At 40.6% G+C, this 13,683-nt stretch carries 11 protein-coding genes; 7 read left to right on the top strand and 4 right to left on the bottom strand.

Annotation, left to right across the window (positions count from 1 at the left end):
• Positions 1-207: 207 nt before the first annotated feature.
• Positions 208-1,179, top strand: a complete 972-nt coding sequence (locus B9T29_RS10785) for a TauD/TfdA dioxygenase family protein (protein ID WP_086175933.1) — start codon at positions 208-210, stop codon at positions 1,177-1,179.
• 146 nt (positions 1,180-1,325) lie between these two features.
• On the top strand, positions 1,326-2,024 hold the full coding sequence (locus B9T29_RS10780; protein ID WP_086175932.1) for a Crp/Fnr family transcriptional regulator: 699 nt from the start codon (positions 1,326-1,328) through the stop codon (positions 2,022-2,024).
• Positions 2,025-2,143: 119 nt separating this feature from the next.
• Here the strand turns inward: B9T29_RS10780 and slyD are convergent, their stop codons facing one another.
• Together slyD and B9T29_RS10770 are read right to left on the bottom strand one after the other, a co-directional pair.
• A complete protein-coding gene (gene slyD / locus B9T29_RS10775) occupies positions 2,144-2,626 on the bottom strand; it encodes a peptidylprolyl isomerase (protein WP_086175931.1) in 483 nt (160 codons plus the stop codon).
• Positions 2,627-3,050: 424 nt separating this feature from the next.
• Complete coding sequence (locus B9T29_RS10770) at positions 3,051-4,361, bottom strand: D-alanyl-D-alanine carboxypeptidase PBP6B (RefSeq protein WP_086175930.1); 1,311 nt, start codon at positions 4,359-4,361, stop codon at positions 3,051-3,053.
• 179 nt (positions 4,362-4,540) lie between these two features.
• Between B9T29_RS10770 and B9T29_RS10765 the strand changes: the two genes are divergently transcribed.
• Both B9T29_RS10765 and B9T29_RS10760 read left to right on the top strand, forming a co-directional pair.
• Positions 4,541-6,244, top strand: a complete 1,704-nt coding sequence (locus B9T29_RS10765; protein WP_086175929.1) for a M61 family metallopeptidase — start codon at positions 4,541-4,543, stop codon at positions 6,242-6,244.
• 277 nt (positions 6,245-6,521) lie between these two features.
• Positions 6,522-7,271: a hypothetical protein gene (locus B9T29_RS10760; RefSeq protein WP_086175928.1), complete on the top strand. Its 750-nt coding sequence runs from the start codon at positions 6,522-6,524 to the stop codon at positions 7,269-7,271.
• A 42-nt stretch (positions 7,272-7,313) separates the two neighbouring features.
• On the opposite strand, the gene B9T29_RS10755 is transcribed toward B9T29_RS10760, so the two are convergent.
• The gene (locus B9T29_RS10755) at positions 7,314-8,102 is read right to left on the bottom strand and encodes an rRNA large subunit pseudouridine synthase E (RefSeq protein ID WP_086175927.1); all 789 of its coding nucleotides are present in this window, start codon (positions 8,100-8,102) and stop codon (positions 7,314-7,316) included.
• Between the two features lie 195 nt (positions 8,103-8,297).
• On the opposite strand from B9T29_RS10755, the gene icd reads away from it, so the two are divergent.
• Positions 8,298-9,551 (top strand): NADP-dependent isocitrate dehydrogenase, encoded by a 1,254-nt coding sequence (icd, locus tag B9T29_RS10750; protein WP_086175926.1) that lies wholly within the window; start codon positions 8,298-8,300, stop codon positions 9,549-9,551.
• A 155-nt stretch (positions 9,552-9,706) separates the two neighbouring features.
• Positions 9,707-10,252, top strand: a complete 546-nt coding sequence (locus B9T29_RS10745) for a M23 family metallopeptidase (protein ID WP_086175967.1) — start codon at positions 9,707-9,709, stop codon at positions 10,250-10,252.
• Positions 10,253-10,263: 11 nt separating this feature from the next.
• Here the strand turns inward: B9T29_RS10745 and B9T29_RS10740 are convergent, their stop codons facing one another.
• Entirely contained in the window at positions 10,264-11,442 is a 1,179-nt protein-coding gene (locus B9T29_RS10740; RefSeq protein WP_086175925.1) for a YbfB/YjiJ family MFS transporter, read from the bottom strand.
• A 231-nt stretch (positions 11,443-11,673) separates the two neighbouring features.
• Between B9T29_RS10740 and B9T29_RS10735 the strand changes: the two genes are divergently transcribed.
• A complete protein-coding gene (locus B9T29_RS10735; protein ID WP_086175924.1) occupies positions 11,674-13,650 on the top strand; it encodes an acyltransferase family protein in 1,977 nt (658 codons plus the stop codon).
• Positions 13,651-13,683: the final 33 nt, after the last annotated feature.

Genomic DNA, 13,683 nt, shown 5'->3' with positions numbered 1-13,683 from the left:
TTTTAATGGCTTGTGATTGTTTAAGTATTCATTTGGTTCCACAGTTGATAGATCTAAGCTTTAAACCCTAAATCAGAAATCTTCAAAACTTCAGAACGTATTGTGCTGTTCACTGTCAAACGTTTGACAGTGTTTATCACGATTTAAGGGCAGACTGTATTTCAACAACACAACCTTGCAATAACAATTGAAATATAAGGAATAGCCATGAGCCAAACTCAGACAAAATCATACGATCCGAATTACCAGTATCAGCATATTCAGGTCAAACCGATTACCGGCCGTATTGGTGCGGAAATTGAAGGGATCAAACTCTCTTCAAATTTAGATCAGGACACGGTCTATGAAATTAATCACGCTTTGGTCAAGTACAAGGCAATCTTCTTTAAAAACCAGCAACATTTAACCGATGATGAGCAAGAGGGTTTTGCTGCATTATTAGGTAAGCCTTTAAACCACCCAACCGTACCGGTAAAAAGTGGAACAGCACATGTACTTGAGCTGGATTCACGTGGCGGACGTGCCGATACCTGGCATACCGACATCAGCTTTATTGAAGACTATCCAAAGGCTTCCATTTTACGTAGCATCGTTGCACCGGCGGCAGGTGGTGATACCGTTTGGGCAAATACCACATCTGCTTATAATGATTTGCCAGCAGAACTGAAAATTTTGGCAGACAGCTTGCGTGCTGTGCATAGCAATGATTATGACTATGCCTCTAAAGTGACGACCAATTCACGCATTGATGCTGAAAAATATCGTGCACTATTCAATTCAACCGAATATGAAACAGAGCATCCATTGGTGCGGGTACATCCTGAAAGCGGAGAGAAAACCTTGTTGTTGGGGCACTTCTTCAAACGCTTTGTCGGTTATAACAGCCAAGATTCACGTCGCTTATTTGAACTTTTCCAAGACTATGCAGTAAATTTGGAGAACATCGTGCGTTGGCGCTGGAGCGTAGGAGATGTTGCAATCTGGGATAACCGTGCCACACAACACCGTGCAATCAACGATTATGGCGATGACCTGCGTGTGGTACGCCGTGTCACCATTGAAGGCGATATCCCGGTTGGGGTGGATGATCGTCCAAGCGTGAACTTAAAGAAAGTGGTAAAACAGGACATTTCTAATTTTACTTTTGAAAATGGTCAAATTCTGGAAAAAGCATCTTAATCAAAACTATATAATTACGTTGTGTTGAATCAGATTGATCTAAATTCGAGATATACATAGCGCTAAAAATTGGTTGGTCTAAAGATATCAAGAACCTAGTATCTGCTGTACTAGGTTTTTTATTTGTATGAGATCGATAAATTCCCATGCTCAGTCGCGCAGACAAATTACAGCAGATCTTTGAAGAGGATGCGGTCTTTTCTGGATTCACAGCACAATCCCATCAAACTTTATTGCAGCAGGTGAAATATCTGCGTTTTTTACCGCAACAGCAGATTTTGCGTTATCAGCAAAAACTGGATGATATTTATGTGTTGCTGTCTGGACGGATGCAGATTGGCTGGTTGCTCAGTGATGGCGAGTTTAAAGTCAGTGACTATGTGAAAATGTATTCAGTGTTTAATTTAGTGCCATTTTTACAGCAAAAACCGCTAAATTTCGATTTTTATGCCGTAGAGCAAGTTGAAGTCGCGGTGATTTCAGGTCAGGTTTTTCTGGCACAATTACAACAGCAGCCACCAGCCATGTGGCAGATTATTCAATTACTGAGTGAACGGATGTATGGCCTAATGGAGAAAAACCGTTATCTGCAAACCGCGAGTATCAATCAAAAAATTGCGCGACATTTAATCATCTTGGGACAGCAGGCAACGCCCCTAAGTCAGACCCATTCAACTATTCAATTTAAAATGAGCCAGCAGGATTTTGCCGAATTACTGAATGTGTCGCGTCAAACTTTAAATAAGCAACTGCAATATTTTATCCAACAACACATTGTCGAGTGGAATTATAGCCAGATTCGAATTCTCGATATGCAGCGCTTAAAACACATCAGCCAGTTATAAATCTGTTCTTATAATATGTCATACACGGAATTTTTTTTGCCTAATCCATTTGCACTCAAAAATTCAAGGCAATAAAAAAGGCAAAGTAAAAACTTTGCCTTTTCTGACCGGTGCCGATCTTAGTGGTGATGACCACCTGCACCGTGTACGTGACCGTGTTCTAATTCTTCAGCAGAAGCTTCACGAATTTCAACGATTTCAACTTCAAAAGTTAAATCTTGACCAGCAAGTGGGAAGTTTGCATCTACAACAATATTCTCGCCTTCAACCGCTTTAACAGTAACGATTTGAACGCCATCGTCAGTTTGAGCTTGGAATTGCATACCAGGTTGGATGTTGTCTACACCTTGGAACATTTTAGCTGGAACTTCTTGTACTAGGTCAGGATTGTATTCGCCATAACCTTCAGCAGCAGGAACGTTAACAGTGAATTTTTCACCAACAGTTTTGCCTACTAAAGCGTTTTCTAAACCAGGGATGATGTTGCCTGCACCGTGCAAATATGCAAGTGGCTCACCTTGTGATTGGTCGAGAGTTTCTCCCTCTGCGTTAGTCAACGTGTAGTGGAAAGAAACTACGAGGTCATTTGCAATAGCAGTCATGTTATTGATCCATTCAATTTTTTAAGGGTACATAATAAAGTGAAAAGCGAATTTTGTAGACTAAATTTAGCAAAAATCTGCATTTTCCATACTTTTATGGCGTTTTTTTAATAGTGGGGATGGTTTTTCTAATTTCAATACAATTTTTTCATTGAAACTGTATTTCTGGTCATAAAACAACGCATCTTGATTCACCCCCCGTCATACTCCAGCAATTTGATGATGGTTGAATGACACAGTGAAGCTTTGGGGCAATTTGAGCATGTTTTGAGGGGTATTGAATTTGTGCTTCTATGATATCCAGCATGAATTTTCGGCTCAAAAAAAGAAGATGGCATATACATGCCATCTTCAATTCATTGCTTTTATCTAAATGATTATTTTATGAATTTGATAGTTAGATTACCTGGCTTAAGTCTATTCATTAACCTAGAGGATACATTTTGATTTCAGTTTTTTCACTGGAAAATAAACTAAACAGTTGCTTGAACCAGATGGCAATTTTCTGCAAGAAATTGGCTTCTTCAATTTGCACATCATCTTCAATGGCAATGGTTCGGATCAGCTGATTATTTTGATAGACCTGTACAGTGGCCAGTTGCATGACTTTGGCAAGCGGAGCAGAAAGCAATTGCTCATTGATTTTCACATTTAAGTGCGTTTTGGTTTCTTGTAAGGGTTCGATTGCCTGAATGGTGCCATTGCCTGTATTCAGCATAATACGTTGATTGGCTGTGTCATAGGCTTGCAAGTCAATGGCATAGGGCTGATCGTATAAAGACGTGGTCACAATCTGCGGTTTTTTGGTTTCCAGCTTAAACATTTTTAAAGTAGATTTAATCACCGGCAATTCAGCAATTAACTGTTTATCTTTAATTGCTACTTCATTGCGGGTATAGGTATAGGCCATGTCTAGCAGGGTGTGGGCAACTTCAGCACGTTTTAAGGCATTTTTTGTCCCCATCACTACAACAATCAGGCGACGTTCAGGCATTGTGGGATTAGCGGTCGGACGGTGTGCAGTGAGTGCCAGGTTATAACCCGCCGCTTTGGTAAAACCAGTTTTTAAACCATCCACACTCGGGTCAAATTTGAGCGCCAGGTTGGTTGCACGGTGAAAACGCTTGTTATAACTGAAACTTGGCATCACTGAATAATGCAAATATTCAGGTGTGTGAATGGTCAGTGCTTGACCCAGCAGCGCCATGTCATGAGCAGATGAAAAATGGTCCGGCATGGTCACGCCGGGCGCATTGGCAAAATGCGTATCGTTCATTCCCAAGGCTTTGGCTTCCTTATTCATGCGTTCGATGAAAGCTGGAACATTGCCTGAAATGCGTTCTGCCAAAGTCACAGCCGCATCATTGGCTGACATCACCACCAGACCTGCCAGAAGCTGATCTACAGTAATCTGATCACCTTGTTTAAGATACATCTGCGACTCATCCCACTGCACCATTTTTACCACTGGTGTCGCCGTGATGATCTCATCTTTCTTTAAATGACCTGCTTCAATTTCTTTCAATGCAATATACGCAACCATCATTTTGGTCATGGATGCCGGTGCACGTTGCTCATGGCTATTGTGCTCTGCAATCACTTGTCCAGATTGGGTATCAAGAATAGTCCAAGCTGGAGCTTCAACACTTTCAGGAACAAGGTTCAGTAATGCCGCATTGACTATCGTGGAGCACAATAAACTTAAAGATGCGATGAGGTAGATCAGGTGTTTCAATGAAGTTCCTTATTGACTAATCCCTTAGCCATACATACAAAAAAATCTTAGGCATGCTATGCCTTTTTTGGGGTGCTGACTAGTCCAAACTGTAGACAATTGCGACAGTTCAGCATTGTAATGTAAAAAAATGCTAAGCTAACCTTAAGTTAGGTTTTTAAAATTTTATATTGCCCATTATGTTGCATTATCAAATCGAATTCGACGATTATCGTCAACATCTGCTCCATGTCACTTTACGTTTTGTCGCTGATCCAACTCAAGTATTGTCATTGCCGACTTGGATTCCGGGAAGCTATCTGATTCGTGAATTTTCCAAGCATATTGAATCCGTCCGTGCTTATGATGAAGATGGTCGCATTTTACAAATCCAGAAATTCGAAAAGAATAAATGGCGCTTGTTTAATACCGATCATGAACTGATTACGGTGGAATATGATGTTTATGCCTATGATTTATCGGTACGTGGCGCCTATGTCGATCAAACCCGACTGTATGTGAATCCGGCCTGTGCCTGCCTGGGACTAGAAGGACAGGAAGATAAAGCGGTTGAAGTGGAAGTATTCTTGCCAGATGAGCTGAAACATTTCCAACTGGCTACAGGCTTAGCTTCTAAAAGCTTAGTGAAAGGTCGGTTTACGCTTAAAGCAGAAAACTATGCCCAGTTGATTGATTCGCCATTCGAGCTGGCAGAGCAAACGCGCTTTAGCTTTGAAGCCAATGGTATTCCGCATGAATTTGTAGTGTCTGGCAAACATGCCATGAATGCGGTGCGCATGCAGCAAGACATTGAAAAAATCTGTGCCACTGAAATTTCAATGTTTGGTTCTGCGCCATTTAGCGACTATACCTTTATGACCATGGCAACTGGTAATAGTTATGGCGGTCTAGAGCATCCCAACAGTACCAGTCTTATTACTCCACGGGATGACTTGCCTAAAGCCGATGAACCTGATGAACCGTCTGCAGATTATCAGCGTTTCTTGGGGCTATGCAGTCATGAATATTTCCATTCATGGTTGGTGAAATTTATTCGTCCTGAAAATTTCGTCAATTATGATTTAAACAAAGAAGGCTACACTTCGCTGCTTTGGATTTTTGAAGGTTTCACTTCTTATTATGACGACCTGATTTTGCTGCGTAGTGGTGTGATTTCTCAAGAATCCTATCTGAAATTATTAAAAGCACAGATAGACCGCTACTTACAAAACCCGGGACGTGCGATTCAAAGCGTTGCCGATTCAAGTTTTGATGCCTGGGTGAAATTTTACCGTCAGGATGAAAACTCGAATAACGCCGGGACCAGCTACTACAACAAGGGTTGTTTAGTGGCGCTGTGTCTGGACTTGGGTTTGCGTTTACGCGGTTCAAGCCTGGATGCCTTAATGCGTAAATTGTATAAAAATGCGCAAAATGGTGTTCAAGTACATGAACGTACCATCTTTGAATTGTGTAATGAATTGACCGGTGATAACTGGCTTGAACAGATCAATCATTTGATCAATACTACAGATGAATTGCCGCTTGATCAATTACTGCCTGAGTTTGGTCTAAGTTTTAATGTTAAAAATGACAAGTCATTGCCATTTGGCTTAAAGCTTGCCGATAAACCCGAAGGCATTGTTGTTCAATCTGCACGCCGTGATGGTGAAGCTGCTCAAGCAGGATTGTCTGCCAATGATGTCATTATCGCGATTGATGGCTTGAAAGCGACAGCTAAACTTGTTGAGAAGTATGCAAAACAAGAGGGTACTTATACGCTGCTTGCTTTCCGCCGTGATGAGTTGATGACTTTTGAAGTTCAGGCTGGTGGTTCTGAATTGACTGAAGTTGAGCTCAAAATTGAAGATCAGGCCAAAGCAGAGAAGTGGTTGAAAGCTTAATTTGCATACTCTTTAAACTTCATGTAAAACCGGTGCTTAGGCATCGGTTTTTTATATTTAGTTCTATTCAATTTTTTTAGATTTAAGCTAAACCTTCGGTTCGAGTTACTTTTGTTTCGTCAAAAGTAACCAAAACCATTGTCATCTGCTGAACTCGTCAAAGTACATGACTAATTTAAGGGGTCGCAGAAACTTTAATGATAAAAGTCGTCCTGCCTCGAACAGCAGCAGATGACGTTTACGTGTATCAAAATTTTGTGAGAGTTTTTAGTAGAAAATGAATAAGAAAAGTTTGTATTGGGGAATTGGAATTACAGTAGTTTGGTTGGCTGTAATTATTTCTTTTTGGATTTTTGGCGGTTTAAAATCTCCTCAATCCCTAAATGAATTTGGTGATTTTCTTGCAGGAATTTTTGCCCCAGTCGCATTCTTTTGGCTGATATTAGGTTATGTACAGCAAGGCAAACAGTTAGATCAAAACACCAAGGCTTTAGAACAGCAGGAAAGAGCTCTTCAGCTGCAAATTGATGAGATGAAAGAAAGTGTAAAGCAGCAAAAAGAAATAGCAATTATTAATGAGAAAAGTTTACATGCTTCTTTTGAAAAAGAGCGACCAGAAATTTCATATTGGTTTCCAAGTGGTTATAAGCATGGAGAGTCTTATACCTTATTATTAAAAATACATAATATTGGTAAAGGTGATTGCTATAATATTAAAGCATTCGTAAAAAATAAGAAGTCTACTAGAGATCTAAAAAATTTTTTAAAAGTGCAAGATTCAATATCGATTTCATTAAATTTATTTGATGAATCTGCTATAGAAGTTTTTGATGAAAAATTATTAAATCTAAATGAATATCCATTTATGACTGAGAATGCCTATATAGGTAAAGGACTAGATGTTGAAATAATATTTGAATTCGAAAATATATATGGGCATAGGTTTGAAGAAGTTTTTGAAATTAACTTCCCACTTATGGAAAATTTCGACACAACGCTAAGACAATATAATTTTGACAGTAATTAAACGAAAGCCTACTTATGTAGGCTTTAATTTGAATACTTAAAATTAACCGCGACCACGCCCACGACCACGTGGTGCTTTGGCATTCGGACGAGTCGTACCATTGGTCTTACGACGCGGTTTCTCGCTTTCATCCATTTGCCAGATACGTTTAGTCCCCGATTTCTTCACAGAACCATCTTTGTTCTTGCGAACCATTGGCTTGCCACCTGTACCACCCGGTTTTTTCACATAAGAACGTGAACGGTATGGCTCTTCGGCAGGTACATCTTTAAAGTCTGGGTATAACAAAGGTTCAATTTCTTTGGTTTCACCAGGCTGAAGACCCAGTTGAACTAAATCAATAGCGCCAATCTTGGTACGGATTAAACGTAAAGTTGGAAAGCCTACAGCAGCAGTCATACGGCGAACCTGGCGGTTACGACCCTCACAGATTGAAATTTCAACCCAAGAGGTAGGTACAGATGCCCGGAAACGAACCGGTGGATCACGATCCCATAACCATTCTGGTTGTTGCACTTTAATGGCTTTGGCCGGAAGAGTTATACCATCTTTCAGTTCAACACCTTTACGGAGTTGTTCTAATGCTTCTTCAGTGACATCACCTTCGACTTGAACAACATAAGTTTTAAACTTCTTGTTGGCCGGATTGGTGATGTATTGGTTTAAACCGCCGTGGTCGGTTAAAAATACTAAACCTTCTGAGTCCATATCAAGACGGCCCGCCAAACGCAAAGTCGGGTCATCTACGAAGTCCGCCATGGTCATGTGCGCTTCGTCTTTACGGAATTGGGAGAGGACGTCATAAGGTTTGTTGAGAATGACGATTTTCATAGGAAATAACTTCTTTAATTACATAATACTAAAAAAGGTTAAGTTTTATTCAATGGGGAAATGTTGTTATTTCCCGTATAAATCTTAAACACAGTGGAATTCAATTAAACTATTATGCGTTAAGAAAGGATGAAAGTATTGCCTAATCGGCAAATATTTTTTATATGCGCGAGCTACAAAGGGAGAACCTATACAATGGGTTATAAGAAGATCGTTGTTCCTGTAGATGGTAGCAAAATTACCGTAAATGCAGATTTGTCACTCAATGTTCCAAACAATCCTATTATTCCTTTTATTGAAGGCGATGGTATTGGGGTGGATATTACCCCAGCAATGAAAGCAGTTGTAGATGCTGCGGTGCAAAAAGCTTACGGTGGCAAACGTTCGATCGAGTGGATGGAAGTATATTGCGGCGAAAAGGCAGATAAAATCTACGGTACTTATATGCCGGAAGAAACTTTTGAAGCACTTCGTGAGTTCGTTGTTTCTATTAAAGGTCCATTAACTACTCCCGTTGGCGGTGGTATCCGTTCTCTCAATGTAGCATTGCGTCAGGAACTGGATCTTTACGTATGTGTACGTCCAGTGCGCTGGTTTGAAGGTGTGCCTTCTCCAGTTCAACACCCAGAATTGACTGACATGACCATCTTCCGTGAAAACTCTGAAGATATCTATGCGGGTATTGAATGGAAAGCAGATTCACCAGAAGCTAAAAAAATTATCAAATTCCTGAAAGAAGAAATGGGTGTAACCAAAATCCGTTTTGAAGAGAACTGTGGGATCGGTATTAAACCGGTCTCTAAAGAAGGTACGCAACGTCTGGTTCGTAAAGCCATTCAATTCGCGATCGACAATGACAAGCCAAGCGTGACTTTGGTTCACAAAGGCAACATCATGAAGTACACCGAAGGTGCGTTCAAAGAATGGGGCTATGAAATCGCGATGGAGCGTTTTGGTGGTGAACTTCTGGACGGTGGTCCATGGGTTAAAATCAAAAATCCTAAAAATGGTAAAGATATTATTATTAAAGATGTAATTGCTGATGCGTTCTTGCAACAAATCCTGATGCGTCCTGCTGATTATTCAGTCATCGCAACGCTGAACCTGAATGGCGACTATATTTCTGACGCGCTTGCAGCAGAAGTGGGCGGTATTGGTATTGCTCCTGGTGCAAACATCGGTGGTGCAATCCAGATGTACGAAGCGACTCACGGAACTGCACCGAAATATGCTGGGCAAGACAAAGTAAACCCGGGTTCAATCATCCTTTCTGCTGAGATGATGCTTCGTGACATGGGCTGGGCTGAAGCGGCTGACTTGATCATCAAGGGTATTTCCGGTGCGATTGCCAATAAAACCGTGACTTATGATTTTGAACGCTTAATGCCGGACGCGACTTTGTTACGTTGTTCGGAATTTGGTCAAGCAGTCATTAACAATATGGAATAAGTCATATGACTTAAGAATGTGCTAGAAAAAACCTGCGCATGTCGCGGGTTTTTTTATGCTTACAGAAAACTTATTTCATTAACCAAGAGTGAAACCCTATGATGAAATCTGAAAAATAGGATGAATGCTTAGACTTTATGTTCCAGCATCAAAACATGGTTAGCAAGATAGTCTGCATAAGCCTGATTGTGACCTTTATGCTTATTTCCGGCTGTCAGCCCTCAGCATCCGGTGATGCAGCAGGCATGCATTATCCCATTTTATATATGCAATTACAAAAAACAGATTTGCCTGCACAGCTGCCAATTCCAGTGGAAAATATTAAACTCCGACAAATACAGGACACCTGGGGTACAGCGCGTAGCGAAGGGCGCAAGCATGAGGGTGTCGATATTTTTGCCAAACGAGGAACAGCTGTACATAGCACCACTCAAGGCATTGTATTGCAGGTAGGAAGCAATCATTTGGGCGGAAAAGTGGTGTGGATTATGGGGCCGGATTTAAGCAGGCATTATTATGCCCATTTAGATGATTATGCAGACCAGATCCAGGCAGGAGATTGGGTGGAAGCCGGTCAAGTGATTAGTTATGTAGGCAATAGCGGTAATGCCAAAAATACGCCATCACATTTGCATTATGGAATCTATATGCAAGGACAAGGTGCCATTAATCCTTATCCATATTTAGTGCCATCTTCCTGAATAAAAACAGGTTATGTTTGCTCACTGATCTTGAATTTAGCCGGGCGAGTATTCCAGGCCAATTGCAAGGTTCCTAATAATAGAACCACTGCAGCCAAGATAAATTGTTGATGATAAGTCACACCGAAATGTTGCAGGACACTAAAACTTAATCCGCCAATCAGCTGCACTGATGCAAAACTGAGTGTAGCAATGCTCCAGAGCTTTTTATATGCCAGACCATACAGTTGCAGGATGGTATAAGAAGTTAGAAAGACCACTGCCGGATTCAGCATGCCGGTAAAAAAGGAAGAGGCAAAAGTGAGTAGCGGACTGGTGTTTAAAGTGGCAATAAAAATTGCCAGGATGTACAGGCTATACAAAATTTTCAGGGCAGTAAAATTGCCAAATTTTCTTGCCAGTGAGTAAGCAGCAAAAGCGCCTAAAGCACTGCCTAAGCCATAAAGAATCCAGTTAAAGTTGATCCAGAACAGATTCAGCCCCAGTTCATGGCTGAGATAATCAATCCAGAACAATGAATGTGGAATATAGGCAAATGCACTACAGGCATACACAATCAGCAAGCTATAAAAGAGCGTATTCAGTGGGGTTTTAGATTGAGTCTGAACTGTTTGTGCAGACAGATGATGTTTAAATTGTTGGAGTAAAAGACTTAAGCCAACACAAATAATCAGCGCGAAGCCACATAAAATAAGCCAGGCTGTCTGTATGGAAATCTGATCCAGATAAGGCAGGAACAGTGTAGCTAATAATACTCCAATACCAATCCCGCTAAAGCCGATAAAATTGATTTTAAAACGGTCCTGAATCTCACAGCACTGCGCCACTACACTCGGGGATAGAATCATCAATAGGCCGCCGCTGATCCCCGAAATCACACGCCACACGATATACCAGACCTGCGGAAAACTTGCGAAAGCACAGCACATTAAACTGAACATGCCGGCAATTGCTGCTATTTGAATGTATAGGGTCATACTTTTATTTGGGGGCAATCGCATGGCTGCAAAAGCACCGATTAAATAGCCCAATAAATTGGCACTGCCTAAAATACTGGCAAAACCCACTGACCAGCCGAAAGCTTCACGTGTGCCGGGTAACAGCGCGGTATAGGAGAAACGTAAAATACCAATCCCCAAGCACATACTGAGGCATAAAAAAAGACTGAGCTTGATATTGTTTGAGGACATCCATGTGCTCGCAGCTATTTCGTGTTAATTCATCACAATAAATAACATGAGTATCCAATAATGAATAGGATCAAAACGAATCAACACTATAAAAACATGATTACACGCGTTATTAAGTAATATTTAAGACTACTTTTATAGCATTATGGGACATATAATCCTTTATTTTGAAAATTGAATTTTTTCAATAAAGGCATACAATGCCGCTACTTTATTGTACTTGTTTGAATTATGAATTTTTCATATCGCGCTGATATTGATGGCTTAAGGGCTATCGCCGTTTTATTGGTGATTTTTAACCATATCGGATTGTCTTTCTTTTCTGGAGGATATATTGGTGTCGATGTCTTTTTCGTGATTTCAGGTTATTTAATTACCATCATTTTAACGCACGAGATTCAATCCAAACGGTTTTCTATCGCACGATTTTACAAGAAGCGTGTGGTACGTTTAGCACCGGCTTATTTTACCGTACTCAGCGTTGTGAGCATCATTGCCTGGCAGGTCATGCTGCCTGGAGATCTAACCCAATATTTTGATAGTGTCATGTATGCCACCTTGCTGATGGCAAATATCTATATGCGCAATGAAGTGGGCGATTACTTTAGCCAGACTGCCGAAGGGATTCCTTTATTGCATTTATGGTCGCTTGGGGTAGAAGAGCAATTCTATATTTTCTGGCCCTTGTTGTTATTGCTGTTTGTAGGAAAAGTATCGCGTAAATATACCTGGGCGATCGTCACGACATTAATCATAACCTTATTGCTTTATGCCCAGCACAAATTAACTCAAAATGCAGAGAAGGCCTATTACAGTATGCCGGTTCGTGCCTTCGAGTTGCTCATTGGTGCATTGATTGGTTTCTTGCCACAGCTCAAACTGCCAAAAAAAATACTGCAAAGTCTGGTTTGGCTAGCTTTAATCACATTGTTTACGGCAGCAGTGTATTTTAACAAACAGACGCCATTCCCTGGAGCAATGGCCCTCATTCCGTGTTTGGCGACAGCATTGATCATTTATTTAGGCCAATGTTCACCTTCAAGTAATGTATTACTGAGTAATCGTTTCAGTACCTGGATTGGAAGAATTTCTTATCCTTTGTATCTATGGCACTGGCCCATTATTGTGTTATTCGGCATTTATATGCGGCCATTAAACGCAGAAAATCAGGCCGTGATTGTAGTATTGTCCATCATATTGGCATTTTTAACTTATCAGCTTATTGAAAAACCCAGCAAACATTTTGTCATGGCAGCGAATTATAAAGTGATTATCATCGGTTTTCTGGTGCCAGCCCTGAGTTTTATTGCCATTGCCAAGACTATCAATATTAATAAAGGTTTTCCAGACAGGTTTCCGCAGTCTATTTATATCAAGCAACAGGCACTGAATTCATTTGCGCATGTAATTCGAAATAAATGTATGGATATTGAAGATCCGGAAGCTTTACCGGATCAGGATGATTGTGTATTGGGCAAAGCCAAAGCCAACATAGATTTTTTATTGCTCGGTGATTCTCATGCCAATGCTTATACCGCGATGCTAGATGTATGGGCTAAAGATGCCAATTTGCGCGGCTATGATGTCACTCAAAGTTCGACTTTTTATTTACCCGGGGTACAGCGTCTGGATGCCAATTTCAACGCTTGGGAAGAGCTGAGCGAGTTTAAATTAAGAAATGAGGCCATTACCGCACATCTTGCAAAAACGCATTATCCAACCATTATTTTAGCGGGTTCATATGTACCGTATTTTGGTCATGAAGTGAAACTTGAAGATGGCATTCATCATTCAAATGAGGAGATATTCAAAGCTGGTTTTATGAAGACTTTGAAAATCGCTTATCAGTCCAGTGATCAAGTCATTTTGCTGAATGATGTACCTCGCTTAGATCAAGATGGGGTACCTGCCGATTGTAATCTTCGCAACGAAATTTTAAATACCGATGCCCAATGTACTGTGTCTAGAAAAAATTATGAGGCACAACTGATGAAATTTAATCGAATTGTTGCCGAAGCGAAACTGAAATACCCTCACTTGAAAATCATTGACCCAACCAAGGCGATGTGTAATCAGCAAGAGTGTAAAATTATGATCAATAATGTGCCTTTATATCGAAATAAAGACACGAACCATATTAATAATCAGGGCTCGCGGCAATTGGGCATTGCATATTTAAAACAGTTTGGTAATCCGCTGAAGGATTAAAAAACAGCCATAAAAAACCGCGTTTTATAACGC

The sequence above is a fragment of the Acinetobacter sp. ANC 3903 genome (assembly GCF_002135315.1).
Taxonomy (GTDB): Bacteria; Pseudomonadota; Gammaproteobacteria; order Pseudomonadales; family Moraxellaceae; genus Acinetobacter.
This window is presented reverse-complemented; position numbering and strand designations above follow the sequence as displayed.

What these genes read in the sequence shown, in the direction of transcription:
- B9T29_RS10785 (WP_086175933.1), top strand. Translation starts at nt 208, where the DNA reads ATGAGCCAAACTCAGACAAAATCATACGATCCGAATTACCAGTATCAG.
- B9T29_RS10780 (WP_086175932.1), top strand. Translation starts at nt 1,326, where the DNA reads ATGCTCAGTCGCGCAGACAAATTACAGCAGATCTTTGAAGAGGATGCG.
- slyD (WP_086175931.1), bottom strand. Translation starts at nt 2,626, where the DNA reads ATGACTGCTATTGCAAATGACCTCGTAGTTTCTTTCCACTACACGTTG.
- B9T29_RS10765 (WP_086175929.1), top strand. Translation starts at nt 4,541, where the DNA reads ATGTTGCATTATCAAATCGAATTCGACGATTATCGTCAACATCTGCTC.
- B9T29_RS10760 (WP_086175928.1), top strand. Translation starts at nt 6,522, where the DNA reads ATGAATAAGAAAAGTTTGTATTGGGGAATTGGAATTACAGTAGTTTGG.
- B9T29_RS10755 (WP_086175927.1), bottom strand. Translation starts at nt 8,102, where the DNA reads ATGAAAATCGTCATTCTCAACAAACCTTATGACGTCCTCTCCCAATTC.
- icd (WP_086175926.1), top strand. Translation starts at nt 8,298, where the DNA reads ATGGGTTATAAGAAGATCGTTGTTCCTGTAGATGGTAGCAAAATTACC.
- B9T29_RS10745 (WP_086175967.1), top strand. Translation starts at nt 9,707, where the DNA reads ATGGTTAGCAAGATAGTCTGCATAAGCCTGATTGTGACCTTTATGCTT.
- B9T29_RS10740 (WP_086175925.1), bottom strand. Translation starts at nt 11,442, where the DNA reads ATGTCCTCAAACAATATCAAGCTCAGTCTTTTTTTATGCCTCAGTATG.
- B9T29_RS10735 (WP_086175924.1), top strand. Translation starts at nt 11,674, where the DNA reads ATGAATTTTTCATATCGCGCTGATATTGATGGCTTAAGGGCTATCGCC.